19 protein-coding genes, 1 riboswitch and 1 other annotated feature are annotated in these 25,403 nt (G+C 38.1%); of the genes, 13 read left to right on the forward strand and 6 right to left on the reverse strand.

Going from position 1 to position 25,403, the window contains the following annotated elements; all coding sequences use genetic code 11:
• Positions 1-2,838 carry a transglycosylase domain-containing protein gene (locus AR328_RS06820; RefSeq protein ID WP_066292238.1) on the reverse strand — a complete coding sequence of 946 codons (2,838 nt, stop codon included), beginning with the start codon at positions 2,836-2,838 and terminating at the stop codon, positions 1-3.
• A gap of 281 nt (positions 2,839-3,119) precedes the next feature.
• Positions 3,120-3,345 (forward strand) — a binding site (T-box leader).
• A gap of 73 nt (positions 3,346-3,418) precedes the next feature.
• Here AR328_RS06820 and tyrS point away from each other — a divergent pair.
• Positions 3,419-4,675: a tyrosine--tRNA ligase gene (gene tyrS / locus AR328_RS06825; RefSeq protein WP_066292244.1), complete on the forward strand. Its 1,257-nt coding sequence runs from the start codon at positions 3,419-3,421 to the stop codon at positions 4,673-4,675.
• An 88-nt stretch (positions 4,676-4,763) separates the two neighbouring features.
• Here the strand turns inward: tyrS and AR328_RS06830 are convergent, their stop codons facing one another.
• Positions 4,764-6,455 (reverse strand): methyl-accepting chemotaxis protein, encoded by a 1,692-nt coding sequence (locus AR328_RS06830; protein WP_231734777.1) that lies wholly within the window; start codon positions 6,453-6,455, stop codon positions 4,764-4,766.
• Positions 6,456-6,589: 134 nt separating this feature from the next.
• Positions 6,590-6,693, reverse strand: a riboswitch (cyclic di-GMP riboswitch).
• A gap of 155 nt (positions 6,694-6,848) precedes the next feature.
• On the reverse strand, positions 6,849-7,451 hold the full coding sequence (gene rpsD, locus AR328_RS06835) for a 30S ribosomal protein S4 (RefSeq protein ID WP_066292254.1): 603 nt from the start codon (positions 7,449-7,451) through the stop codon (positions 6,849-6,851).
• 514 nt (positions 7,452-7,965) lie between these two features.
• Between rpsD and AR328_RS06840 the strand changes: the two genes are divergently transcribed.
• Together AR328_RS06840 and megL are read left to right on the forward strand one after the other, a co-directional pair.
• Positions 7,966-9,855, forward strand: coding sequence for a sensor domain-containing diguanylate cyclase (locus tag AR328_RS06840; protein WP_066292259.1), 1,890 nt, complete (start codon positions 7,966-7,968; stop codon positions 9,853-9,855).
• A gap of 127 nt (positions 9,856-9,982) precedes the next feature.
• Positions 9,983-11,173, forward strand: coding sequence for a methionine gamma-lyase (gene megL / locus AR328_RS06845; RefSeq protein ID WP_066292263.1), 1,191 nt, complete (start codon positions 9,983-9,985; stop codon positions 11,171-11,173).
• A gap of 41 nt (positions 11,174-11,214) precedes the next feature.
• Here the strand turns inward: megL and AR328_RS06850 are convergent, their stop codons facing one another.
• Positions 11,215-11,694 (reverse strand): GAF domain-containing protein, encoded by a 480-nt coding sequence (locus AR328_RS06850; protein WP_066292266.1) that lies wholly within the window; start codon positions 11,692-11,694, stop codon positions 11,215-11,217.
• Between the two features lie 262 nt (positions 11,695-11,956).
• On the opposite strand from AR328_RS06850, the gene refZ reads away from it, so the two are divergent.
• Positions 11,957-12,589 (forward strand): forespore capture DNA-binding protein RefZ, encoded by a 633-nt coding sequence (refZ, locus tag AR328_RS06855; protein WP_066292268.1) that lies wholly within the window; start codon positions 11,957-11,959, stop codon positions 12,587-12,589.
• Between the two features lie 29 nt (positions 12,590-12,618).
• Here the strand turns inward: refZ and hisJ are convergent, their stop codons facing one another.
• A complete protein-coding gene (hisJ, locus tag AR328_RS06860; RefSeq protein ID WP_066292273.1) occupies positions 12,619-13,410 on the reverse strand; it encodes a histidinol-phosphatase HisJ in 792 nt (263 codons plus the stop codon).
• Positions 13,411-13,650: 240 nt separating this feature from the next.
• Here hisJ and ezrA point away from each other — a divergent pair, with 240 nt between their 5' ends.
• The 7 genes from ezrA to rarD all read left to right on the forward strand — a co-directional run bounded on the left by ezrA (position 13,651) and on the right by rarD (position 22,703).
• Positions 13,651-15,336 (forward strand): septation ring formation regulator EzrA, encoded by a 1,686-nt coding sequence (gene ezrA / locus AR328_RS06865; protein WP_066292276.1) that lies wholly within the window; start codon positions 13,651-13,653, stop codon positions 15,334-15,336.
• A gap of 204 nt (positions 15,337-15,540) precedes the next feature.
• Positions 15,541-16,683: a cysteine desulfurase family protein gene (locus tag AR328_RS06870; protein WP_066292288.1), complete on the forward strand. Its 1,143-nt coding sequence runs from the start codon at positions 15,541-15,543 to the stop codon at positions 16,681-16,683.
• Between the two features lies 1 nt (position 16,684).
• The gene (gene thiI / locus AR328_RS06875; RefSeq protein ID WP_066292292.1) at positions 16,685-17,890 is read left to right on the forward strand and encodes a tRNA uracil 4-sulfurtransferase ThiI; all 1,206 of its coding nucleotides are present in this window, start codon (positions 16,685-16,687) and stop codon (positions 17,888-17,890) included.
• A gap of 125 nt (positions 17,891-18,015) precedes the next feature.
• Positions 18,016-18,210, forward strand: a complete 195-nt coding sequence (locus AR328_RS06880) for an alpha/beta-type small acid-soluble spore protein (RefSeq protein ID WP_066292296.1) — start codon at positions 18,016-18,018, stop codon at positions 18,208-18,210.
• Between the two features lie 203 nt (positions 18,211-18,413).
• A complete protein-coding gene (mbcS, locus tag AR328_RS06885; RefSeq protein WP_066292299.1) occupies positions 18,414-20,000 on the forward strand; it encodes an acyl-CoA synthetase MbcS in 1,587 nt (528 codons plus the stop codon).
• Between the two features lie 74 nt (positions 20,001-20,074).
• Positions 20,075-21,685, forward strand: coding sequence for an amidohydrolase (locus AR328_RS06890; RefSeq protein ID WP_066292302.1), 1,611 nt, complete (start codon positions 20,075-20,077; stop codon positions 21,683-21,685).
• Between the two features lie 85 nt (positions 21,686-21,770).
• The gene (gene rarD, locus AR328_RS06895; RefSeq protein WP_066292309.1) at positions 21,771-22,703 is read left to right on the forward strand and encodes an EamA family transporter RarD; all 933 of its coding nucleotides are present in this window, start codon (positions 21,771-21,773) and stop codon (positions 22,701-22,703) included.
• A 75-nt stretch (positions 22,704-22,778) separates the two neighbouring features.
• Here the strand turns inward: rarD and AR328_RS06900 are convergent, their stop codons facing one another.
• Positions 22,779-23,579: an NAD kinase gene (locus AR328_RS06900; RefSeq protein WP_066292312.1), complete on the reverse strand. Its 801-nt coding sequence runs from the start codon at positions 23,577-23,579 to the stop codon at positions 22,779-22,781.
• 196 nt (positions 23,580-23,775) lie between these two features.
• On the opposite strand from AR328_RS06900, the gene sppA reads away from it, so the two are divergent.
• Together sppA and AR328_RS06910 are read left to right on the forward strand one after the other, a co-directional pair.
• On the forward strand, positions 23,776-24,786 hold the full coding sequence (sppA, locus tag AR328_RS06905; RefSeq protein ID WP_066292315.1) for a signal peptide peptidase SppA: 1,011 nt from the start codon (positions 23,776-23,778) through the stop codon (positions 24,784-24,786).
• A gap of 155 nt (positions 24,787-24,941) precedes the next feature.
• Positions 24,942-25,331, forward strand: coding sequence for an RDD family protein (locus AR328_RS06910; protein WP_442854441.1), 390 nt, complete (start codon positions 24,942-24,944; stop codon positions 25,329-25,331).
• The last annotated feature ends 72 nt before the right edge of the window (positions 25,332-25,403 follow it).

A 25,403-nucleotide genomic window follows, 5' to 3' on the forward strand; every position in this document is an offset into this window, starting at 1 on the left:
CTATGCTTCCTCTGCAGGCGGTGTTTCTGAATCATCTTCATCGCCATCATCGTCACTAGGAGGAGCTTCTTCTTTTGGTGTTTCAGCTGGCTGCCCAATTTGAATGATATTGGATGGGGCAGATTCCTTACCAGCAATATCAACAGCTGTTACATAGAACTCTCCATTAGGTGCTTGGAATGAAAGCGAATTACCAGCAGCAATGCTGCTCACCTTCTTCACGCTGTCACCTGATTTTTGATACACACGATAGCCAATTACATCGTTTTCGGCATGTGCGCCCCAAACAATGCTCGAGTTTGATCGGCTAATAGCTGGTGCACCTGGCACCTTGCCATTTTCCTCTAATTTAGAATCAGCTGCTAAAAGGCCTTTCCATCTATCCTTATTCGGAATTAACTGTGATACATTCTTAATTGTAATTCCATACTTATCTTCGAAAATCTTTGGACTAATTGCTACACCGGAATGGGTAAATTCATCTGGTGTGCTGTTTAAGGCTTCGTATCTTTTATTTCCGATAAGGACATACTTTCCATCTGCAAAGTTGTTATCAGCCTGTGTAGGAAGGAACTTCGCATTATACCAGTCTGTCGTAACGAGCCCGGCTTTAGCACAAGCATCGGAAGGGAGAAGACCAGATGCTGCGCAATAGGATCTGCGGACAATCCCGCCAGGCATTTGGAATTGCTGCTTCGATGCGACAAGCTCAGGAGCTACATCATATGCAGCATTAATTAGGTCAGCCCATAAATATACGTTACGTGGGCCGTGATGGACTCCTTTATATCTAAGTTCTAATGATTTTGGAGTGTCATATCCATTCCAGACTCCAAAGCTGACTTTTGGATTAACAGCCACGAACCAAGAGTCTTTTAAATCTTGACCTGTTCCGGTTTTTCCAGCCCAGTCTGAACTGAATTTTAACCGTCCTTTTAATGAACTTGCCGTCCCTTGATTGATGACATCTCTCATCATATCAATGGTCAAATAAGCAGTTTGCGGGCTGAATACTTCAACTGGTTCTGCTTCATGCTGATAAATCGTTTTACCAGACTTGTCTACGATTTTTTCAATCATGTATGCATCGACAAAGTTTCCGCCATTCGCAAATGTGCCAAAGGCATTTACATTCTCTTCAACTGTTACTCCATTCGTAATTCCGCCTAAAGCTAGCGAATTGGTCGTATAATCATTTTCAATAATAGACGTAAAGCCCATTTTCTCTAAATACTGAGCAGGCCGCTGATTAATAATGGTACGATATGTCAGCATAGCTGGAACGTTATAGGACATCGCTAGAGCATAACGAGCAGAGACTAACCCGCTGTAAGTTTTATCATAGTTGTTTGGATAAGGCACATTTGGCCGGTGTGGGTCCAGATAGACCTCTACATCGGGAATAACGGATCCCGGTGACACTTTTCCCAGCTCTAATGCAGGTGCATACACAACTAGCGGCTTCATAGTTGAACCGTTCGATCTTAATGTATCTGTTGCATGGTTTACTTGTTTAAGGTTATGATCTCTTCCGCCAACAAAGGATAGGATTTTTCCAGTGCTGTTTTCGATGAGAATGGCACCTACCTGAACAGGCTCTACTACTTCTTTCTTTTCCTTCGTTTCAGGGTCTTCAACTATTTCAATCTTATCGCTTCCGTATAGGGTAAAATTATCTTTTGCCACTTGCATCGCATCATAAATGCCCTTATGAATTGTTGTATGAATTTGGTAGCCGTTTTGACGAAGATTTCGATCTGCCAATATTTTATATTCATTTTGCAGCTCTTTATCATTCTTTAAATCTTCATCCGTATAGCCATCTTCTTTGGCAAGGATGCCAGCCAAAATATCTTTTGCTCGTTTTTCAATCTCAAATGTTAAATATGGGTACTTTTCAACAGAACTTTCAACACGAGGAATAAAATCCTTAGTAATATCATAGGTTAATGATTCCTCATATTGCTTTTCTGTGAGCCTTCCGTCATCATACATTCTTTTTAATACCGTTTTCAGCCTTGTTAGACCTGGTTCAATCCCTTCAGGCTTCTTCAATTCCCCGCCCTGTGTATAGGGAGTATAGCCAAAGGGGCTTTGAGGAAGTCCAGCAATGAAAGCGGCCTGGGGTATATTTAAATCCTTTGCATCTACTCCAAATATCCCTTTAGCCGCTGCTTGAACACCGGCAATGTTTCTGCCAGATGAATTTCTGCCAAAGGTGGAGACATTTAAATAGGCTTCCAAAATCTCTTTCTTATCGAAAAACTTTTCTAAACGCAGGGCAAGCAAAATTTCCTTCGCTTTTCTTTCAAATGAAACTTCGTTTGTTAACAGCTGATTTTTTATTAATTGCTGTGTGAGTGTACTTCCGCCTGTTTGTACGGAAGAGTTTGTTACTTCTTGAAAGAGAGCACGCATAATTGCCTTAGGCACAACACCATCATGCTCATAAAAATATTCATCCTCAGTTGCAACAACAGCATCGATTAAATACTGTGATACATTCTCAAGCTTTACTTCTTCCCGGTCTAGATCTGTTCGAAGCTTTCCAAGGTAAACATTTTCAGAGAAATATAAATCAGATGTCTCTTCATAGTTATAAATATCCTTTTTCATCTTTTCATATGGACGAATTTTTTCATTCTTAACGAGTGAAGCAAAATATCCTGCTCCAACCCCGCCGGCAAAGGAGCCAACCATAACGATTATAATAATAAATAATAAAATAAGATTCCAAGCAACTTGAAAGGAGATACTAGCACCTTTTGCTGCCTTTTTATTGGTTAGCAGGGCTACCCACGACTTCCATTTATCTTTTTTATTTTGATTTTCCTTCATTCGCATCAATCCCCCTAAAATCACATACATTATAGCATAAACAGGCATTCCATTAGTTATCGGTTCGTTATTTTTCTAAATTTCCCTTTTTTCTTTCAAATGGGTGTTTGACATTTATTATTTGATATGATAAAAATGCTATTATAAGAAAAGCGGAAGCGCCTTGCCCACCCCCGACAAGCATAAGACAGGCCGACAAGAAGGTTGTAGTTTAACCTTATTGGCGGACTGGCTTATGACCTCGAGGGGGTAGGCGCTGGAGCTAGACATAAAAAAAATCTATATATGCTTTGAAGGGAATAAGTAGTGCTTCTATCTCTGTTTCAGAAAGCCGGCGGCTGCTGTGAGCCGGTACACATAGAAGGATGAATTACCTCCCTGAGCATTCACTGTGAACCTGGAGTTATCAGTTATAGCAGTGAACGGATGATCCGTTATCAGAATGAAGTGGAGGGCTATTTGTCCTCAATTTGGGTGGTACCGCGCAAAATATAATGCGTCCCTGCAATTATGCAGGGGCGTTTTTTGTTTTTTTTGTAATGGATGTAATGAAGGGTAACTAAAAAGGAGGAAGCAAACAATGAACTTACTAGAGGATTTACAGTGGAGAGGAATTATTTACCAGCAAACAGATGAAGAAGGCATGAAGGACACCTTAGATAAAGAGAAAATTTCTTTATATTGCGGAATGGATCCAACAGGAGACAGTATGCATATCGGGCATTTGCTTCCGTTTCTGACCTTAAGAAGATTTCAAAATCATGGACATCGTCCGATTGTACTTGTTGGCGGAGCAACAGGATTAATTGGTGATCCAAAAATGACTGAAGAAAGAACACTGCAAACAGTTGAAACTGTGCAGCATAACGTAGATTGTCTAACGAAACAATTAAAAATGATTTTTGATTTCGAGGGAGAAAACGGAGCGATCATGGTAAATAACTATGATTGGACTGCACCGATGAATATTATCACCTTCCTAAGAGACTATGGAAAACATGTAGGAATCAATTATATGCTGGCAAAGGATACAATTGCATCTCGTTTGGAGACGGGAATTTCCTTTACAGAGTTTACCTACACCATCCTGCAAGGAATGGATTTCAAACATTTATATGAGAACTACCAATGTAAGCTGCAAATTGGCGGAAGCGACCAATGGGGTAATATTACGACAGGTCTTGAGCTCATTAGAAAGATGACAGGGGAAGGCTCGAAAGCATATGGCTTAACGATTCCTCTTGTGACTAAGGCTGATGGAACAAAATTTGGCAAAACGGAAAGCGGCGCAGTATGGCTAGATCCGGAAAAAACCTCCCCATATGAGTTTTATCAATTCTGGATTAATGCTGCTGATGCTGATGTTGTTAAATACTTGAAATACTTTACTTTCCTTTCGAAAGAAGAAATTGAAGGACTGGAACAATCTGTTCAAGAGGAAGCACATCTTCGTAAAGCGCAAAAAGCCCTAGCTGAGGAAATGACTCGTCTCATTCATGGGGAGGAAGCATTGAATCAGGCAATCAGAATTTCAGAGGCGTTATTTAGCGGGGAAGTAAGCAATCTTTCCGGTGCAGAAATCAAACAAGGATTTAAAGATGTTCCATCGTACGAGCATACTTCCGGCGAGGAAATTGGCCTTGTTGATTTACTAGTAGATGCAAAAATCTCTCCGTCTAAACGTCAAGCCCGTGAAGATGTTGCGAATGGAGCTGTTTCGATTAATGGTGAACGAGTGACAGAAACAGACTATGTTCTTACAGTAAAAGATCGCATCGAGAATGAATTTACCATCGTTCGCCGCGGGAAGAAGAAATATTTCTTGATCAAATACTAATTGATTAAGTCATTAGCAATAATGATTTAATAAAAGCCCTAGAAATTGCAAATGCATAATTTCTAGGGCTTATTAAATTCCGTATATTTTATAACCTAAATTTCATAACTAAGCCGTTTAGTTTTTCGGCTTGTTTTGCAAGATCCTCTGAGCTAGTGGCTACTTCATCCATTGAACTGCTGATTTGCTGGGATGAGGCAGATGTTTGTTCTACACCTGCAGCTGACTCTTCGGAAATGGCGGCAATTTCGGAAATTGATCCGCTCATGATTTCACTATTCGCAGTGATGGCAGCTAGATTTTCAGTAACTGTGAGGATATTATTGGACATGTTTTTTATCGCTGCACTAATGCCTTCGAACGTCTCACTAGTAGTTTTAATTTGGCTAGTCCCTTGGACAACTTCTTCATATCCTGTTTGTAATGATTTAGTTACTATATTTGATTCGTTCTGAATGCCTGTTACGATGTTTGTAATATCAGAAACAGACGCAGACACTTGTTCTGCAAGCTTTTTTACTTCATTCGCTACGACAGTAAAACCTTTGCCATGCTCCCCAGCTCTTGCGGATTCAATCGCTGCATTTAATGCTAATAAATTCGTTTGGTCGGCGATATCTTTGATGACAGAAACCAATTTAGAAATTTCTTGTGACTTAGTATCAAGGCCGTACACTTTTTGCATTGCATCCTGCATAATTTGATCAATCTTTGTCATTTGATTGAAGGAAGACTCCATTAGCTGGCTTCCTTCACCAGTCATGAATAATACCTCATTGGACGCCTGTAGAATAAGTTCGCCATTTTCATCAGCTTCTTGAACTGTAGATGAAAACGTGCCCATGATGGCGGATAGATTACTTGCATTGGCAGCTTGTGATTCTGTGCCAGTTGCTAATTCCTGCATAGTAGTCGCAATTTGTTGAGATCCAGCGTTTACCTCATTTGCTGATTGCGTTAACTCTTCACTCTGACCAGCAATAGATTCAGAGACTAAATTAATATCACTTAATAATTGGCGGACATTATTATTCATTTCATTTGTGGAAGCTACTAGCTGGCCAACTTCGTCTTTAGAATTATTTATTAAAGGTTCTTTGCTCAAATCACCGCTAGCAATGAGATTCATTCTTTCCATTACCTTTTTTATTGGGGCTGCAATCACATTGGAGGTTATAAGTGCTACCGCAATACTTACAACTACAGCCAAAAGAATGACAATCGTTATGTAAAGGGCCGTTTTTTCTCCAGTAGCAATAATTTCTTTCCCTTTACTATTAATAGAATCCTGACTATCACTTGCTAATTTTTCATATCCAGCCATAAGTTCACGAACGGTTGTATCTGTTTTTGCTAGGTTTTGCCGTGCGATTTCGATATTCCCTTTTTCGTACTCTTCAAATACTGCTTTGGCCACATACTGTCTCCATTCAACAGTACGTTTAATAAGTTCATCGAATTCCTGAGATGCACCAATCTCTCTAACTATTTGCTCATACTGCTTCCCTTTCTCAGTATATTCGTTAAAGCGGTCTTTGTAGTCACCGCCATATAGGACATATCCTCGTGCAGTTGATATTCTATTTGCCAAAGTACTAGACATTTGCTCGTTTGCAATTAATAATTGGATCTCGTGATCAACTATGAATTCTGTTTCATTATTCGTTGTATTGATTTGATAAAAACTAAAACCTCCTAATAGTAACACGAGAAAAATCACTATTGAAAATCCAAACAATATTTTCGTTTTAATACTTTTGAAGCTTAATAAATTCTGCAACTCTATTCCCCAACTTTCAATGTTTTTATCTTTTTTAGACATAACTGTAAAAGGCTCAAAAGCTTTTTCCATAGAAATTAAAAAAGGCTATTCAAATTAGAATAGCCAAAAATTTAATGGAAAATAAACAAGAATTTGGTAACCTGGCAATCATAGAAATAGGCATTTCTCACTACCTAAAACCTTAGACCCAAGGGCTTTGCGTCCTATTCTTTCAAATAGTTTGCCTTTTACATATAGGTCTTCTTACTTAAATAATAATAAAACAATATAATGCAAAATTCAACATAATTCTACAATATTCAACATTAACTCCAAAATAATGCATTTATTCAACTTTTATAAAAAAGAAAAACCCTAGGAGCGTAATAAAACGCTCTAGGGTTAAAATAATTAACGAGAGTAGAACTCAACGATTAGAGATTCGTTAATTTCAGCTGGAAGTTCAGAACGCTCTGGTAAGCGAGTGAAAGTTCCTTCTAGTTTGTCAGCATCGAATGTAACGAAATCAGGAACGAAATTGTTAACTTCGATTGCTTCTTTAATAATGTCAAGGTTGCGAGATTTTTCGCGAACGCTGATTGTTTGACCAGGTGCAACGCGGTAAGATGGAATATCTACACGCTTGCCATCAACTAAGAAATGACCATGGTTAACAAGTTGGCGAGCTTGACGGCGAGTGCGTGCTAAGCCTAAACGATAAACAACGTTATCAAGACGTGATTCTAAAAGAACCATGAAGTTTTCACCGTGTTTACCAGCCATTTTGCCAGCTCTATCGAATAAATTACGGAATTGACGCTCATTTACGCCATACATATGACGAAGCTTTTGCTTCTCTTGTAATTGTAATCCGTATTCAGATAATTTCTTGCGTTGGTTTGGACCATGTTGTCCAGGAGCGTAAGGACGCTTTTCTAATTCTTTACCTGTACCGCTTAGAGAGATTCCAAGACGACGAGATAATTTCCAGCTTGGACCAGTATAACGAGCCATTTAAGACTCCTCCTTTAATGTTTTTATTTTGGTAAAATAAAAACAGATGTGCTCAAAAATTATGGTTATTTTGTTTTCATGTACCTTCGCCCTAGCAGCTAAGGGTTACACAGTACCCCGTATCAGAATAGCTTCAAAAGCTAATTGAGGAACAAAATAAATACATAATACAGTACACATAGGCTGCAATATTTTACACAAAGAGTATTATATAATTTTTTATCAAGAAAAGTCAAGGAGTATTTCGGAAGATGACGGAGCAAGCCGCTTAATTTTATCCTTCTCGCATCTTTTAGTTATGATATAATAAAGTAAGAAATATGAAAATCTTCTAAGAGTGATTCTAGTGATAGAAACGAAAAAAGAGAAGTTTATCCGATTTATGTTAATCGGTTTTTTTATGTTGATTACAGTAGCTGAAACGAAATAGACAAAAAGAAATAAGAATCTTTGTCTTTTTTACATATATAATAGTTTTAATTGGGAAATGGGAATGAAAATAGGTGATGATTAGATGGTTATTAATGAGCAGGAATTAATATTGAAATTGAAAAGTAATTTTTTTGATATCATAGATACAGAAAATGGCTTTTTGGTATATGATGATGTATTGGAAAATATGCTCTCTGCCATCAAAACCTTATTAAATGCCAAGGAAGCTACTTTTTTTAGCTTTAATAATTGTAAAAAGAAATTACTGATTGAAACCTCTACACTTAACAGCATAGAACAAGTGAAATGCCCAAATTTACTTAAGGATGAATTGATAAATGAGGTTGGTCAATTAAAGTCCTTTTATCGTGAATTGCCGGGATTTGAAGAATATGATTTAATGCTAGTTTTGGAGAAAAAGAATTCCGTTCTTGGAATTTTGGCTTTGAAAGAGCAAGAAGCTGGCATGAGCACTCTTTCTGATGATGTTCTTGAAAGAATAAGTCATCACACTTTAAAATTTCTTGAAAATGTTCAATCACTAAATAATAAAGTATCAGAAGATAGACGGTATAAACAGCTATTCCGTGTAACGGAGAAATTCCATTCTACGATGAATATGGACGATGTCCTCGGTGAAATTATTTATACACTTAAAGAGGTCTATCCAACATTCACTTACTACCTTCTTCTTTCACATGATAATCATATGCTTGAGGATCTGCCAATAAAGGATTTAGACTTCAATAGCGAAAATATTGCAGCTATGCAGGCATATGTTACAGGCAATATTCAATTTGAAGATTCCGTTCACATGAAACGATCTGTCTTATATGCACCTTTGAAAGGAAAACAGGGCGTTTATGGGGTGTTGCAAGTCATTGCTCCCAATACCATTGTTTTTCCAGATAATGAAGTGGAATTTATTACTCTTTTGGCCAACACAGCGGGCAGTGCATTAGAAAATGCGCAGCTTTACCAGCAATCGAAGCGCCTTGTTACAGACCTGAAATTAATCAATGAAACATCTCATCGCTTGAACTCGAATTTAAGATTAATAGAATCGATGACGTTTATGACTGAGCAAATTTCGGAATCTTTTAAAGCAGAAGAAGTTGGTTTCATTTTATATGGTAAATATGGCAATCAAATTGAAGTGTTAAAGGGAAGTACAGATTTCTTCCACACAAGTGAAGCTGAAAGCTATATTCAATATATAAAGGAAAGAATTGATAAAGAGGTAGAGTCCCTTTTTATCGGTGATTTTCAATTAACATTTGAGTCAGGTGTGAAGCAGTATAAATCGATAATGGCCGTTCCTATGACCCAGTCCGGAGCCCTTAAAGGATTTGTACTAGTGATGAGTGAGCCGCCTTATCACTTCTCTTTTGAAACGTTTAAGCTTCTGCAGTCTTTGATCCACCACTCCACTCTGGCTATTACAAACTCAATGCTTAGAGAGGAGCTTGAAAAGATGGTTGTAACAGACCATTTAACGAAGCTATACTCAAGAAATTATCTTGATGATAAAATTTATCAATCGATGAACGAGGATCATGAAGGAACGTTTATTATGATTGATATTGATAATTTTAAAACGATCAATGATACGTATGGCCATCAGGTTGGGGATGAGGTCATCATTCAAGTGGCAGGACTGATAAATGCCAATATTAGGGGTACAGATATTGGCGCAAGATGGGGCGGAGAAGAACTTGCCATTTACTTGCCGGAAGTATCTTTAATTGCTGGTGTAGTGATAGCTGAAAGGCTTGTTGCGAGAGTGTATGAATGTTCCAACCCTCAAGTAACCATATCATGTGGAGTTTCACATTGGACGAGAGGACAAGAGGATACGTATGCCTCATTATTTAAACGCGCCGATAAAGCTTTATATGTAGCTAAGCAAACTGGAAAAAATAAAGTCATTGTTCAAGAAAGTGATATTGTCATTGAAAAGACTTCGCCATAAATCAGTGTGGCGAGGTCTTTTTTTTCCTTATTAATTAAGCATTCAAAACCTTTATATTTTGCATATCCTGTAAGTAGGCCTTTCTTTATTTTATTATGATAGCGTTTACAGGAGGGGAGAGAGCTTCATGAAAGAGAAGAAAGATGTGCGTTTCGAAACGAAGGTTATTCATGAGGGATATGCAGCAGAAAATTATGAAGGCAGTCTGGCACCGCCTATTTTTCAAACATCAACATTTATATTTGACACAGCCGAGCAAGGGGAAAGGCGCTTTGCTGGAAAAGAAGAAGGTTTTGTTTATTCGAGACTTGGGAATCCAACGGTAAAAATGCTTGAGGAAAGAGTAGCGGCATTAGAAAATGGAGAAGCATGCCTAGCATTTGGGTCGGGAATGGCTGCTGTTTCCGCTGTACTCTTGGCGCTGACCAAAACAGGTGACCACATTTTATGCTCTCAAGGTGTGTATGGCTGCACATTTGGCTTGTTTCAGTTGATGAATGAAAAATATAATATTGGTCATGACTTTTCAGCGATGGAAACAAGGGAGCAGCTGCTTGAAGCCATCCGGCCAGAAACCGTTTGTATCTATGTCGAAACACCTATTAATCCAACGATGAAACTTGTTGATTTACAAATGGTTGCCGAGATTGCAAAGGAAAAGGGAATTCCAGTTGTGGTAGATAATACTTTCAGTTCGCCTTATTTACAAAATCCAATTAATCTTGGCGGTGATGTTGTGATCCATAGTGCGACTAAATATATTTGTGGACACGGAGATGTGATTGCAGGTCTTGTTATTGGGCCTAAGGAGTTTATGAAGGAAGTGGCCATGACAACGCAAAAGGATATAGGCGGGATTATCTCTCCTTTTGATGCTTGGCTGCTGTTAAGGGGGTTAAAGTCATTGGCAGTAAGAATGGACCGCCATTGTGATAATACAGAGAAACTGGCAGATTACTTGCTTTCACATCCAAAGGTAAGCAAAGTGTATTATCCAGGACATAAACATCATTCAGAATATGAAATTGCCCAGAAGCAGATGAGAAGACCAGGCGGAATGATTTCCTTTACTTTGAATGGGGATAAGGAAACAGCTCAAGATTTTATGAATGCATTAAAACTTATTAAAATTGCCGTAAGTCTAGGAGATGCAGAAACATTAATTCAGCATCCAGCGACAATGACACATGCGGTTGTACCAAAGGAATCCCGCGAAAAAATGGGAATTGATGATACGCTGTTAAGGCTTTCTGTCGGTCTTGAATCTTGGGAAGACATTCGAGATGACATTGAACAGGCTTTGAGAAAAGTAGAATAAGAGAAAACGCGGTGAAATTTTTCATCGCGTTTCTTGTCAATTTATAAAAAGGAGACTAAAATTCGTGTGAAATCTTCAAGCTCCTTCTGGTCAACCTCATCAAATCGATTTTTCTCAGGTGAATCAATATCCAGAACTCCGATTAACTGGCCGTTTTTGATGAGTGGAATAACAATCTCTGATTGAGATGCTGCGTCACAGGCGATATGGCCAGGGAATAAATGAACATCTTCTACACGGACAGTTTCCATGAGTTTTGCTGATGTACCGCAAACACCTCTTCCAATCGGAATTCTAACACATGCTGGAAGCCCCTGAAATGGTCCAAGGACAAGTTCATTATTCTCCATCAAATAAAATCCAACCCAATTAATCCGATCTAAAAATTGATTTAATAGAGCGGAAGCATTGCTTAAATTGGCAATAACATTACTTTCCCCTTCAAGTAATGCAGCGAGCTGCTTTTTCACTAATTTATAGTTTTCTTCACGTGTCCCGCGGTAAGTTTCGACGTTAAACAACTTCAAACACCCTGCTTTCTATCAATGTTATAAAAAAAAACGCAAAATCAGAAGAAATACCTAATACTTTGTCGAGATTTTTATAAAGGATATAGTGATTTTAACAAGAATGTTTATACATAACAAGAAATCCACGTTATTTGACAAATTTTCGCTGTTACTGTCAATTTGCTTATGGTTGCTATCTATGTTTTTACGCTAATGATCGTGAAGAATATGTTTGTAGTAATAAGGCAAATAAAATTATAAAGCAGGTGAAAACATGAGCAGAGATGTGAAAAGGGCCATTGTTAATGCAGCAATCAGCCTATTTAATGTCAATGGATTTGATGGTACATCGGTTCGGGATATTGCCAATAAGGCAAAAGTGAACTCGGCAAATATTGCCTATTACTTTGATAATAAACACGGATTGCTAGAGCATTGCTTTACCGTTTTCTTCGAAGGGTATGTGGAGCAAATTGAGGATGGGGCTTCAACCCTCGATCAAGGTGCGGCAGGCTGTTTGAGAAAAATTACGGAAAATGTGATGTATTATCAATTTGAAAATATTTATTTAACGAGATTAATATGGAGGGAAATTTCGATTGACTCTCAAATAGTTCGTGAAATTATGTCAACTTACTTGATGAAGGAAAGGTTTTATTTAAGTAAAGTATTTGAAAGAGGGATGAAGACGAGAGAATTCCGAACCCTATCTCCAGATTATATGATTCTCCAATTAAAGGGGCTATTAAGTATGCCCTTTTTAAATATACAATATATGACTGAAGTTTTGCATGTAATGCCAAACGAAAAGTATTTTGCTGAGAAATACATTCGTGAGGTTTATCACTGGATTGATGGGGTTATTTGCAAGCGGCCATACGATCCGCCAATTTATGCCGTAAAATAAAAAGGAAGGAAATCAAAGCAAGATTTCCCTCAAAAAAGCATCTCATTCATCCCTTGCCCAAGATCCTTAATTTGATGAGAATCAGATCCATACACAAGCGGGATCCCTTTTTTCATGGCTTCTTTTACGACCCAGTTAGGCGGATAGGGCTCCCTGCATAGAGGTTTGGCAAATCCCGCGCCGTTATAGTCTAGCTCATATCCCCTTTTGCTAATAGCTGAAAGCACCTCTTGAATCTGTTCAATAAATTCCTTTTGTGCGGGAAATTTTTTTTGGAACTTTTTCACTAACGTCATATGACCGATCCTTTTTGGCTTGAAAGGACCTAAGTCAGTATGAATCGACTTAAGCAATGTATGAAAATATGCCTCGTAAATAGCCTCGATAGAACCATATTTTTCTATCATTTGTCCAAAAACTTCAGGGCTGTAATCCAGACAATCATAGCCATTTCCAAACTTTAAAAAATGGACTGATAAGATAGAGTCGTCTAATAATGGTCCATATTGTGTAAGGAAGGAGCGCGTCTCTTCTTCAAATCCTTCAATAAAATCTACTTCAAGTCCTGCGTTGATTTTGATTTTTTGACTGAAGATTGGTTTTACCCTTGTTATTTCCTGTAAGTACTCCTCAAGCTCTTCCATTCTCATAGAGCTGTCTTTGGCTGGTGCAGGATCAATAAATCCTTTAGGCAGCGGTGCATGCTCTGTAAATGATATTTCCTTAAAACCTAAGGCAATTGCTTTTTCGACATAACCTTCAAGTGCATCCTTCGTGCCATGAGGACAGAAGGGAGTATGTATATGTCCATCTTTTTCCATTAGATCATTCAACCTTCTTTCAGTAAAATTCAAGAAAAGGCAAAATATTTGAAAAAATGACACGTTTAGTGTTCAATAAAGAATACAATGTATACTTTTTTCCGTAATTTAGATAAAAAATTGAAAATAATAGTCAAAAATTGTCGTATACATGGTATCATAAAAACATTGAACTGAACATTATTTTTAATTCGATATAGATTGATTTGGCTCGGTACAGAACAGGGGGCTTTTTGGAGAATGGAATATATTATTGGCGGTATCGTCATCGTGATTGTGCTTTTTTTAACAGGATACATATTAAAGAAAAAATATTATAAAGAAATAGATCGGCTTGAAACATGGAAGATGGATATTGTTAATCGCCCTGTTCTCGATGAAATGTCAAAAGTAAAGCAATTAAATATGACTGGACAAACGGAAGAATTGTTTGAGCGCTGGAGAACTGAATGGGATGAAATTGTGACGGCCCAGCTTCCGAATGTTGAGGAATATTTATTCGATGCGGAGGAATATATCGATAAATACCGCTTTAGGAAAGCAAAAGAGGTCCAGCAGTCTATCGAAAAGTTTTTGAACGAAATTGAAGAAAATATTAAAAAGTTATTAAGCGAATTAAACGAGCTAGTTGGAAGCGAAGAAAAGAATAGGTCAGATATTGAAGAGTTAAAGGATTTATATCGGGAGAGCAAGAAATCCTTATTAGCTCATCATCACACATTTGGAAAAACAGCTGATATTCTTGAGCAGCAATTAGATGAAACCTTTGCGAAATTTGAAGTTTTTGATGAAAAAACAGATAATGGCAACTATTTAGAAGCACGGGAAATTGTTTTAACCATTCATGCTCAGCTGGATGAAATAAAATTTAAAATGGATAAAATCCCTGAATTTCTAGTCGAATGTCAATCGAAAATTCCATCCCAATTGAAAGAATTAAGCGATGGATATAAAGAAATGGTTGAACAGGGATATATTCTTGATCATATTGAATTTGATAAAGAAATAAACAGACTTGAGAATGAAACAGCGGCTTATTTAAGTCTAATCGAGTTGGCTGACTTGACAGATGTACAAAATGGAATAGAAGAAATGAAAGGCAGCATTGATTTCCTTTATGAACTGCTTGAAGCTGAGGTTCATGCGAGGCATTATATTGGACAGCAGGATGTGCCTACAAGGGATATGTTATTCACGAATAAAGAAATAAACAGGCAGTTAAAGGTTGAGGTGGAGCTCGTCCGACAAAGCTACCATCTTTCAGAAAAGGATATAATCATTCAGACGGAGCTAGAGAAGAAGTTAAGCCTTTTAAATAAAAGCTATGAGGTTCTCGAACACAAAATTATTTCAGAAAACACGGCTCATACAATGCTAAAACATGAGCTTGAAGGAATTAAAGAACAATTGGAAGAGATTGAAGATGAGCATGTTAAGTTTGCAGAAAAGCTTCAGGCACTTAGAAAAGATGAAATGGCTGCTCGTGAAAGCATTAATGATTTAAGAAAAAAATTGGCTGAAACATCAAGGCTTGTTTCAAAAAGCAATATTCCAGGGCTTCCTCAGGATTATTTATATTTAATGGAAGATGCGAAAGAGAGCATTGGAAATGTTATTATAAAGCTTGATGAAAAGCCGCTAAATATCCAAACGATCCAGCAATATTTAGAGGTCGCTGTGCTGACAGTAGAGAAAATTGTCAATACAACGAATGATATGATTGAAACAGTTATGCTTGTTGAAAAAGTTATTCAGTACGGAAACCGCTATCGGAGAAGATATCCTTCAGTCGCAAAAGGTTTGCAGGATGCAGAGGCTTCCTTTAGAGGCTTTGATTATAAGGCTGCATTAGAGCAGGCAGCAACATCGATCGAGGAAATTGATCCAGGTGTAATGAATAAGATTGAAGAATTAATAAGTGAATAGGAAAGAAGAAGAGGTGTCCGATTAAGGGCACCTTTTCTTCTTTAGGGGCATCGACTTTCCTATTAAGAGAAACTCGCCAAATATACTTTAAGGGTTTTTACAGTTCAGTTTTTGCGGTAATATAGGAAAGATGCATTTTCATTCAATCGTAATTATGCTAAGATTTAAAGTTGCCATCCGTTTATTTTTAGGGGGGAAATATAAATGATTTACTTTGATAATAGTTCAACGACTAAGCCTTATAGAGAGGTTTTAGAGTCTTTTTTAAAGGTTTCCTCGGAGTATTACGGAAATCCATCATCCTTGCATGGGCTGGGTGCTCAATCAGAAAAGCTCCTTTCCCAAGCAAGAGAACAAATAGCCAAGCTTTTAGATGTCCAGAAAAATGAAATATACTTTACTTCCGGTGGGACTGAAAGTAATAATATTGCGATAAAAGGAACGGCTCTCATGCATAAAGGCAGGGGCCGGCACTTAATAACAACCGAAATTGAACATCCTTCAGTTAAGGAATCGATAAAGCAATTAAAGGGACTGGGCTTTCGTGTCACGTATATCCCTGTTGACGAAAACGGAATCGCAAAGGTAGAGGATATTGAAAAAGCGATTTGTGAAGACACTATTTTAGTTTCTGTTATGCACGTAAATAACGAGATAGGCTCTATTCAGCCAATTCATGAAATTGGACAGCTTCTAATGAAATATTCTAAAATCCTTTTTCACGTCGATTTTGTTCAAGGAATTGGAAAGGTGCCCCTGAATATTCGTGAAAGCCGGGTAGATTTATGTACATTATCAGGGCATAAATTTCATGGCCTAAAGGGGACCGGAGTTCTGTTTGTACGGGAAGGGGTAAGGATTTCTTCGTTAATTACAGGCGGAGGACAGGAATGGCGGCTTAGAAGCGGAACTGAAAACGTTGCTGGTATGGTTGCGATGGCAAAGGCTCTCCGGTTAACATTTATGCAGCAAGAAAAGCAAATAAATAATATGATAAAAATTAAGGATTTTTTAAGAGACAAATTGGAAATGATAGAAGGGGTTACTATTCATACCCCTATTTGCCAGTCGGCTCCTCATATTATTAATTTTTCAATAAAGGGTTTTAAGGCTGAAGTGTTCATCCATGCTCTAGAGGAAATGGATATTTATGTATCATCTACAAGTGCATGCTCTTCAAAAAGGCAAAAGGCAAGCACGACATTAATCGCCATGGGCATCCCTGAAGAAGAGGCTTTGAGCGCTATTAGAATTAGCCTATCCTATGAAAACACACTTAATGAGGCAGAGCAATTTATGAAGGCAGTATATGAAGCCGTTGCTAGGCTAAGAAAGGTAATGAACTAACATGAATTATGATCGTATTCTTATTCGATATGGAGAGTTATCAACAAAAGGAAGAAACAGGAAGTTGTTTATCGATCAATTACGAAGAAATATTAAAAGAGTTCTTCGTAATTTTGAAAAAATAAAAATTGAAGCGAATAGAGAAAGAATGTTCGTGTTATTAAATGGAGAAAACGGCGATGAGATCATCGAGCGTTTAAGGCATGTATTTGGTATTCAATCATTCAGCCCTGCTGTAAAAACGGAGAAAGACTTAGAGAAAATGAAGGAAGCAGCTCTATCGCTATTTCGGAAAATTTACGAGCCAGGACAAACATTCAAAATTACAACAAAAAGAGCAGATAAAACCTTTATTCAAGACACAAATGAAGTGAATCATACATTCGGCACCCATATTTTAAAAAACGTTGATGATTTAAAGGTCAATGTAAAAAATCCCGACATCAATCTTCAAATTGAAATCAGGGAAGAAGCGGTTTATCTTTCATGTGAAACGATTCTGGGTGCTGGGGGTCTTCCGGTCGGTTCAAGCGGAAAAGCCATGCTGATGCTGTCAGGCGGCATTGACAGCCCTGTAGCTGGATTTCTTTCCATGAAAAGAGGGATAGAGCTAGAAGCGGTTCACTTCTTTAGTCCTCCCTTCACTAGCGAAAGAGCGAAGCAGAAGGTTTTGGATTTATCCGAAAAGCTGGCTCATATAAGCGGTGAGGTTGTCCTTCATATTGTGCCATTTACAGAAATTCAGCAGCTTATCCAGCAGCAGATCCCTGAGAATTATTCGATGACTACGACAAGAAGGCTAATGCTAAGAATTACAGATGAAATAAGGAAGAACAATGAAGGACTGGCAATCATTACTGGAGAAAGCCTTGGACAGGTTGCCAGCCAAACACTTGAAAGTATGTACGCAATAAATGATGTAACAAACACGCCAATCATCCGGCCGATGATTACAATGGATAAGTCCGAAATTATCGATATTGCCCATCAAATTGATACATTCGAAATTTCAAATCAGCCTTATGAAGATTGCTGTACAGTGTTCGTTCCATCATCTCCGAAAACAAAGCCTAAACGTGAAAAGGTCCAGTATTATGAAAGCTATACAGATTATGAGCCTTATATTAGAAAAGCTGTTGAAAATACGGAAACGATCCGCATTAAACCGGAATCTTTAAAGCAGGAAATGTTAGAAGATTTATTCTGATGCTCTAATTTACGCTTGCTGAAAAGGCTCTCTTAATCTGCCAGCAGTTGCAACAATTACCAATTAATAATTGAATATGGCCATGTGATTCTACACATTCTATACTCACAAGGAGGTGAAATCACATGGCAAACAACTCAAATCAACTTGTAGTTCCTGGAGTACAGCAAGCTCTAGACCAAATGAAATTTGAAATTGCAAACGAGTTTGGTGTAAACCTTGGTGGAGAAACAACTTCTCGCGCTAACGGTTCTGTAGGAGGAGAAATCACTAAGCGTTTAGTACAAATGGCTGAACAGCAATTAGGTGGTGGTTTCTAATCATAAACCAAAAAAATAAATAATATGGCTACATGGAGCAGGATTCTTACATCCTGCTCCTATTTTATTTATCCATGCCTGTCTAGGGAAAACCAAACTAAGATGATAAATAATTTCAAAATTGCAAAATAATTTAGTATAATAATTTTTATAGAATCATCTTGAGCAAGGCACGAGATAGACAGACTAGTGGAGGAGATTTGATGAAGCGAGAAGACTTATTAGCACCTGAGAAGTACAATCTAGTAGCCGAAATAGAGCGATTTGCAAGTGATTCTAATAGGCTTGCAATTAAATGGGAAAATGAACTTGGGGAGAAAAAAGAAGTTACGTACAAAGATCTGCTTAAAAATGCAAACAAAATCGGGAACGTTTTCCTAGAAAATGGGCTGAAAAAAGGCGATGTCCTTTTAATTATTGTTCCTCGGCTTATTGAAGCCTATCAAGTATACATAGCAGCTTTAAAAGCTGGTTTAGTCGTCATTCCAAGCTCTGAAATGCTTCGAACAAAAGACCTCCAATATCGGATTACACATGGTGACGTAAAGGGGATCGTTAGTTATTACCCATATGTCGATCAATTTGAACAGATAAAGGAAATAGAGAATTTACCAAAGTTTGTGATTGGAAGCCCGAAAGAACAATGGATCGATTTAAATGAGGCAATGGAAGCTGCTTCGGACGGGTTGCCATTGGCTGATACAAGCAAAAGCGACATGGCCTTCCTATCCTATACATCCGGAACGACAGGAAATCCAAAAGGCGTTGTCCACACCCATGGATGGGCATTTGCACATCTGCGAGCGGCTGCTCCAAACTGGCTTTGTATTGAAGAAGGCGATACGGTTTGGGCAACAGCAGGTCCCGGCTGGCAGAAGTGGATATGGAGCCCATTCCTTTCCGTACTAGGCTCTGGAGCAACAGGACTAGTCTATAATGGAAAATTTGAAGCAAAGAAATATTTGCAGCTACTTCAGCAGTATGAAGTAAATGTTCTATGCTGTACACCTACAGAATATCGGATTATGGCAAAGGTAGATAATATTCATGAATATAAACTGCCGAACTTAAGAAGTGCTGTTTCAGCTGGCGAGCCTTTGAATAGTGAAGTAATTGACACCTTTAAGAGGCATTTTAATGTGGCTGTTCGTGATGGCTATGGCCAGACAGAGAATACATTGCTTGTTGGAATTACGAAAGGAATGGATTTAAAGGCTGGTTCCATGGGAAAACCAATCCCAGGAAATAGTGTGGAAATTATCAATGAAAACGGCGAACCTTGCGGAGTGAACGAAGTGGGAGATATCGCTGTTCATATTGATACACCGGCCCTATTTAAAAATTATTATAAAGATCCTGAAAGAACCGCCATGCAGTTCAGAGGAGATTATTATATTACCGGCGACAAAGCTAAGAAGGATGAAGAAGGCTATTTCTGGTTCGAAGGCCGCGGAGATGATATTATCATCAGTTCCGGCTATACAATTGGGCCTTTTGAGGTAGAGGATGCACTTGTCAAACATCCTTTTGTGAAGGAGTGTGCGGTCGTCGCAAGCCCTGATGAGGTTCGCGGGAATATTGTTAAAGCCTTTGTTGTTCTGCAGGATGGAATTAATGAAGATGATTCGCATATTGTGAAGGCTCTTCAAGAGCATGTAAAGGAACTGACTGCGCCGTATAAATATCCTCGTAAAATCGAGTTTTTAGCAGAACTGCCAAAAACAACATCTGGCAAGATCCGCCGGGTTGAACTTCGAAAGCAGGAAATGGAAGCAGCCGCGAGGAAATAAACACAATTTTTTAGAGGGATCAATTTTTCATGCAGGCGAAAAACCGCCTGCATTTTAATATGGAGGGATAAACAATGGGTATACTTTGGTACGGTGGAAATATTTATTCTTTATTAGAGGAAAATCATATGGTGGAAGCTGTTTATACGAAAGGAAATCGAATCGTTGCATTGGGAACTGAGGCAGATTTGAGGCAGAAGTTTGGCCATGAAATAGAGAGCAATATTGATTTACACGGTGACACGATGCTTCCTGGATTGGTTGATAGCCATATGCACCTTATTGGATATGGTGAAAAGCTGAATCGGCTTGATTTAACGAATTGTCAATCGAAAGAAGAAGCTCTGAAGGCGGTAAAGCAATATTCCGCAACAGTTGAAAAAGGAGAATGGATTATCGGTGATGGCTGGAATGAAAATTTATGGGGTCCCAAAGCCACACCTATCTTTATTAATGAGCTAGATGCAATAGTTCCAGATCATCCTGTCTTTTTAAAAAGGGTTTGCAGACATGCACTTGTGGCAAATTCTAAGGCACTTGAAAGAGCAAATATCAATGAAAATACAGCTAATCCGGAAGGAGGGGTGATAGGAAGGGACGAAAGCGGAAAGCTGAATGGCTTGCTGAAGGAAGAGGCTCAAGAGCTTTTGTATCGTATTCTGCCAGAAGTATCAGCTGCTAGTCTGAGAAGCTACATTCGTACGGCTATTCAAAGCGCCTATAAATTAGGATTAACAGGTGCACATTCAGAGGATTTAAGCTATTTTGGCGGATACGAGAGGACGTTACATGCTTTTAAGGAAGTCATTGAGGAAGAAGGCTTTTCTTTTCGGGCCCATCTTTTAGTTCATCACCTTGTTGTAGATGATATGAAAGGAACTGGAGAAAGCTTTCTGAGCGGCAGTGAATGGATCGAATTTGGAGCGATGAAGATTTTTGCTGATGGATCATTAGGAAGCAGTACAGCATTGCTAAGTCACCCTTATGCGGATGACCCATCCACATCAGGAGTAGCTATTTTTTCACAGGATCAGTTAAATGAACTTGTTAAGAAGGCGAGAGAATATGAATTGCCAGTAGCGGTTCACGCAATCGGTGATTTAGCATTTGAAATGGTTTTGAATGCCATTGAGAAACATCCATTAAGAGGGAACGGACGTGATCGGCTCATACATGCCCAAATTCTTCGAATGGAATTAATTGAACGGGCAAAAAAGCTGCCGCTTATTTTAGATATTCAGCCAAGATTTCTTGCTTCTGATTTTCCATGGGTGATGGACCGAGTTGGCGGGAAACAGGATAAATACTTATATGCATGGAAGACATTATTAAAGGAAGGACTTCCATGTGCCGGGGGCTCGGATGCGCCAATTGAACCATTAAGCCCGCTATTAGGCATTCATGCGGCTGTTACTAGGACAAACATCAATGATCCGGATAAAACGGAATATTTACCAGAAGAAGCTTTATCTGTTTTTGAAGCTCTCAGTCTTTTTACGAAAGGGAGTGCCTATGCTGCTTGTCACGAAAAGGATAGAGGGTTAATCAAAGAAGGATTTTTGGCTGACTTTACTATTTTGAAAGCAGACATTTTTAAAGTTGACTTGCATGCCATACCGGAAATACCCGTTTCAAAAACAATAATTGGCGGAAAAATTGTCTTTGATTCAACGAACAAAGATTAATTGGAAAAACTAAAAGATTGCCAGCATCTTTCAGTTCGATCTATAATATTAATATTTCGATACTAGAAAGAATTGAGGAAAATATATGAAAAATAATGAAATAAAGACAGGAGTCTTTTATGCTGGCTTTTCCTATATCATTTGGGGATTACTGCCGATCTATTGGAAGCTTCTTCATCATGTTAACGCAGACGAAATTTTGGTCAACCGAATTTTCTGGTCGTTTATCTTTGTGGTCGGGATTCTGCTTGTAACAAAAAAGTGGGGAAACTTTCTTCTAATTTTGAAGAATTTCCGTACGAATAAAAAACAATTATTCGCACTTATTGTTGCGTCTATGTTAATAAGCTGTAACTGGTTTATTTACATATGGGCAGTTAATACAGATCAAATTATTCAAGCCAGCCTTGGATACTATATAAATCCACTCGTTAGTGTGTTATTGGGTATGATTGTTTTTAGAGAAAGATTATCGCTGGCACAGTATCTTTCTTTTGCATTAGCAACAATTGGCGTTCTAATTCTTACTATTTCTTACGGAAGCTTTCCATGGATATCTATCCTCCTAGCTTTATCTTTCGGCCTTTACGGGCTATCCAAAAAGATGATAAAGGTCGATTCCTCCGTTGGGCTAGCTCTTGAAACTCTTGTGGTTACGCCAATTGCTTTTATTTATATGGCCGTTCTCTTCGTAAAAGGGACCCAATCATTCTTATCTGTATCGATAGGAACAGATTTGCTGCTAATTGGAGCAGGGGCAGCTACGGCTATTCCACTCCTATATTTTGCAAAAGGTGCTCAAAAAATCCCGATGTCCACCATTGGGTTTTTACAATTTATCGCTCCAACGATTTCATTGATTCTTGGAGTATTCGTTTATCATGAGCAATTTACGAAAGTACATTTGATTTCATTTATCTTTATTTGGTCTGCCATTACAATCTTTTCATTATCAAAAACAAAGCTTTTTGTCTTGTTTAATTCAAAAAGAAATAAGGGAAATAGTTTAGGAGTTTGAGTTTGTAGTATTTTCGAAAAGTAAGAGAATAAAAGTAAGAGGAGCTGTTCAAGGGAACAGCTCCTCTTACTTGTATCACAAAAATGATCTCTGTACTTTTTCCCAGAATGAATTATCTTTTAATTTGACTGTTTTTATGATTTTTCCGCTAAGTTTAATATCAATTTTCTCTACGTGCTGAATGCCTAATGCCTCATTGTCCATTGCCATTGTAGGATGATCATTCCCGTCCTGGACAACACCAAATGTTAATTTTCTGTCTCCGCTTAGAATAAAGGATGAACCAAGTGTCCGATACCGATTATTATTTAATGAAGCCATTTCACTTACCTGGATACAAGGAATAAGCGGATCTACAACTGAACCTCTCAAAGATTTATTATACGCAGTACTTCCAGTGGGTGTTGCCACAACCATTCCATCTCCACGGAACGTTTCGAAATGAAAATCATCAATAAATACATCTAAAACAAATGTTTTAATAATGGCTGAGCGTATACTAAATTCATTTAAACAATAAAAGGAGGCTTGGTCATCAACAGAAACTTCTATGGTTGGATATCGACGGACTTCAACCTTTTCATTTGTCATCGCCTCACTCATTTGTTCAGGATGATCAATATGGAAGTCGCAATAAAGGCTCGGACGGTCTAAAGTAGAAATTCCGATGTATAAACAATCATCTCTAAATCCTGTTTTCCGAACAGCCTGCAAAAACGCACCATCACCGCCAATGCTTGCAATGATGTTTGCTTTTTTGTAATCAGTAACTATATTGAATTGGTGAGCCTGTGCAAGCTCATAAAGGGGTTCAACCTTTTCCCTCATTTCAGAATTATTATTATAATGAAAATAGAGATTTCGACGAGTAGTCATATGAATTCCTCCAAAAAATAGAGATTATTAAGTGCATATTCAAACAACAAAGTTGAAAAATTTGGTATGCTAGGTAATGTTTCTCGACTCAGTTTACACTTTTTTGAAACATTTTTAAAGTTTAATACGTATGAAAGACTGGATTGTATCAAGATAAGTTATGCAGTTTGTCTTTTATTATTAAGGGGGATTACAAATGACTGGTAAACGATGGGCCGCATTAGGGATTGCGGGTGTATTATTTGTTTTTTCTATTGTGACGAATTTCCTTACGGGACTGGCATTTAAAGACTTTGAAACGTCCTTTACTGATTTATTTGCTTCAAGCAATGTCGGTTTTGTCGAAGAAATAATGGATGAAGGCAATCAAATGAAGAAAATTGTTGTCTTAGATGTGGATGGAGTTATTCAAGATACTGGTGATGCAACTTCACTGTTTTCTAGCGGAGGCTACAACCATAAAGGGTTTATGAAGAAGCTTGATCAGGTCAAGGATGATTCAATGGTAAAGGCTATAGTCATAAGGGTCAACACTCCTGGAGGAGGAGTCGTTGAAAGTGCAGAAATACATGATAAAATCAAGGAAATTCAATCAGAAACGAAAAAGCCAGTTTATATTTCAATGGGATCTATGGCGGCTTCAGGCGGGTATTATATCTCTGCACCAGCCGACAAAATCTTCGCAAGCCCTGAAACGTTAACAGGCTCTTTGGGAGTCATTATGCAAGGTGTGAATTATTCTGGTCTTGCCGAGAAATATGGAGTCGATTTTGTTACCATCAAGAGCGGCCCGTATAAGGACATTATGAGTCCATCAAGAGAAATGACAGCTGATGAAAGAGAAATCCTTCAATCGATGATTGATAATTCCTATGAAGGGTTTGTAAAGGTCATTTCTGAAGGAAGAAATATACCTGTTGCTCAAGTAAAGGAAATTGCAGATGGAAGAATTTATGACGGCAGACAGGCAGAGAAATTAAACTTAATTGATGGTTTTGGCTACTTGGATGGTGTCATTGACACCCTTAAACAGGATCATAAGCTAAAGGGTGCTCAAGTAGTAAGATATACTGAAAATCTTGGTTTTGGCTCTATGTTTAGCATGGGAGCACAGAAGCTAATGGGTAAAGATATCGAAATGGCGGGGCTGATGAAGCTGTTGTCACAGCCTAACTCACCACGGCTCATGTATTTATATGCAGAATAGGAGGTGCAAAGATGAATCAATCAGATGAGGCAGTAAATGTAAGTATTGAAAAAAGTGAAGAATTATTGGCAACGGCGAATTCAGAAACTGAAAGTAATCTTGGTCAAAATGACCGAGATCTCCTGTCAGCGCCTATTCGATTTGCGGGTTTCTGGATGAGATTCTGGGCTTATTTACTTGACCTGATTGTTATTGGAAGTATAGATCGGATCCTGATTAACCCTATCTTTCGAGCATTAGACATTCCGTTAACAGAAATTAATATCTTTGCGCCAATTACAATTGCAACCGCTATTACGTTCTATGCCTATTTTGTTCTGATGACACGTTTCTTCAATCAAACTCTAGGGAAGATGGCCTTTGGGTTAAAAGTGGTTAATATAAAAGGACAGAAGCTAACATGGGGAACGATTATTTTTAGAGAATGGATAGGCCGTTTTATTTCAGCAACCATTATGATTGGGTATGTAATTGTTGCATTTTTACCAAAAAAGCAAGGACTGCATGATCTTTTTGCTGATACGACTGTCATACATGAAAAATAATATTGATTAATTCTTAAATAAACCTGCATGGCTGTTTAGAGCCTGCAGGTTTATTTTTCCTTTTGGGGGCAA

The organism is Bacillus sp. FJAT-29937, assembly GCF_001509555.1.
Taxonomy (GTDB): Bacteria; Bacillota; Bacilli; order Bacillales; family Cytobacillaceae; genus Cytobacillus.